Here is a 2597-nt window from a genome sequence, read left to right as displayed (position 1 = left end):
AGTATATATTACATACGCTAAATCTTTAGGCTTATTTATCTTTAAAATATTTGATTTAGTGTATTTATCTTGGATCTTGTGAAAGATTTCCAATGCCTGTTCATCGATAACAATTTTACAGTTACTGTCTTTTTCTATGTAAGCAATCCTTTCTTGAGGATAACTTGGGTCAATTGGCACATAAGCTGCACCTGATTTTAGTATCCCTAAAATAGCCAGTATCATTCGTTCACTTCGCTCTAACTTTATTCCGATTAGATCATCGGCTTGTATTTTGTAAGTTTCTCTTAAATAATGTGCTAATTGATTTGCTTTCTCATTGAGTTCTTTATAAGTCAATTGTATTTCTTCAAAAACAACAGCGATGTTATCTGGAGTTTTATCGACTTGCTCTTCAAATAAATCGATGATGGTTTTATCTTTTGGATAATCAACTTTGGTATCGTTAAAGTCTACTAATAATTGTTGTTTCTCTGCTTCAGTTATAAATTCAAACATTATATAGTTGTTTCTGGTTCATTAATTAATTTAGTCAACAAATTGTCAAAATGCGTAAACATTCTTTCTATCAAATAATCATCATAAATATCTGTATTGTATTCTATGGTAAGATTTAATTCTTCTATTTCAGTAAAGGTAAAAATAATATCAAATTTAGAAAGCCTTCTGGAAAAAGGGTACTCACTTACTTCAAGGTTGGTTAATCCTTCAGAATTAAAGTTATTTAACCGCCCTTGATTTTGTAAAACCACCAAAACATCAAATAGTGCCGAACGGCTCATGTCTCGTTTTAGATTTAGCTTACCTACCAACTCATCAAATGGATAGGCCTGGTGCTCGTATGCTCCTAATAAAGTTTCTTTTTCCTGATTTAATAATTCTAAAAAGCTATTCTGCTCTTTAAAGAGTGTTCTTATTGGTAGTGTATTTAAATACAAACCTATTTGATGCTCCAGATCAGGATGCTCGCGTCCTGCTATAGGAGTACCTACTACAATATCATCTTGACCACTGTATTTATGCAAAAGCACTTTGACTCCTGTCATAAGAGTCATAAACAAAGTGGATTGGTGTTTCTCTGAAAAACCTTTCAGCTTATCTAAAAACGACTTGGAGAATCCATGTGTTAAACTTGCTCCATTATAAGTTTGGACAGATGGTCGTTTTTTAAAACTAGGTAAATCTAAAACAGGCAACTCTCCTGAGAATTGATTCAACCAAAAATCTTCTGATGCCTGATGTTTCTCCTTTTGCAATTCTGAATTAAGCCAAACCGCATAATCTTTGTATTGAATGTTTAATTCTGGCAAATTGGCTTGTTTTCCTTGTAGTAAAGAATTATAAATTTTTACTATTTCTGATATTAACAACTGCATTGACCAGCCATCGCCAATGATATGGTGCATCAATAAGAAAAATACATGCTCGTCTTCTCTTAATTTGATTAAAGAAGCCCTTATAAGCGGTGCTTTTTCCAAATCGAAGGGCTCCTTGTTTACTTCTTCTAAATAATCCGAAACCGACTCATGCTGGTTCTTATTGTTTAAGAAACTCTTTTGTGTTATGCTGAAACTTACCTGCTCGGTTGGGATGATAAATTGACGAACTTCAGCTTGATCATTAGATTTAAAATAGGTTCTTAAAATTTCATGACGCTTGATTAATAACCTAAATGATTCTTCAAATTTATCATAATCAACAGTTCCTATAAACCTAACTGCGGCGGACATATTATAGGCCAAAGAACCACCCTCAAGTTGGCTCAATATCCAGAATCTGTTTTGTGAGCTAGTTAATGGATAGGATTCATCCTCCACTGCTTTGGGAATGTCTAAATATTCGCTTTGTTTTAATTCTTTGCTTAATTCTTTTATGGTTGGATTGGCAAAAAATATTTTAAAGGATATCGTTTGTCCTAATTGTTTAGAAATTTGATTGATAACTTGAACTACTATCAGACTATGTCCTCCCAGTTCAAAGAAATTATCTGTAATTCCTATTTTTTGAACTCCTAATACTTCTTGCCATATTTCTACCATTTTTTGTTCGATGGCATTTCCTGGTGCTACATATTCTTTTTTAATGATGTCTTCTCCAGTAACACTTGGAAGGGCTTTTCTGTCTATCTTGCCATTAGGTGTCAAAGGCAGACTTTCTATCTCTACATAAAAACCAGGCACCATATATTCAGGCAGCTTGTTTTGCAGATAAGTTCTGATCTCTGATTTGTCAATTTCTGTTTTGGACACATAATAAGCCACCAAAGTTTTGTCTTGGTTGATTTCTTTGGCTTCCACCACAACCTGTTGTATCTCCTCTGAATATCCAGATATGGCCGTTTCTATTTCACCTAGCTCTATACGATAACCTCTTATCTTGACTTGATGGTCGTTTCTGCCCAAAAATTCAATGTTGCCATCTGGCAGCCACTTGGCTAAATCACCGGTATCATACATCCTTGTTCCTTTTATAAAAGGATTCGAAATGAATTTCTCTGCTGTTAGTTCTGGTTTGTTTAAATAACCTCTGGCTACTCCATCTCCTGAAATATATAGCTTTCCTCTAATACCTATAGAAACTGGCTGTAACCCTTCATC

2 protein-coding genes are annotated in these 2597 nt (G+C 34.0%); both read right to left on the bottom strand.

Annotated elements, in window-relative coordinates; all coding sequences use genetic code 11:
• Positions 1-498, bottom strand: a 498-nt coding sequence (locus tag FN795_RS21330) for an AMP-binding protein (protein WP_142452508.1), incomplete at its 3' end; no start/stop codon positions are given.
• The coding region (locus tag FN795_RS21325; RefSeq protein WP_142452507.1) for a condensation domain-containing protein at positions 498-2597 on the bottom strand (2100 nt) is incomplete at its 5' end. The genes FN795_RS21330 and FN795_RS21325, both read right to left, overlap by 1 nt.

Source organism: Flavobacterium resistens (assembly GCF_900182645.1).
GTDB classification, from domain to species: domain Bacteria; phylum Bacteroidota; class Bacteroidia; order Flavobacteriales; family Flavobacteriaceae; genus Flavobacterium; species Flavobacterium resistens.
The sequence above is the reverse complement of the archived record's forward strand: the minus strand, read 5'-3'. Positions and strand labels throughout refer to the sequence as shown.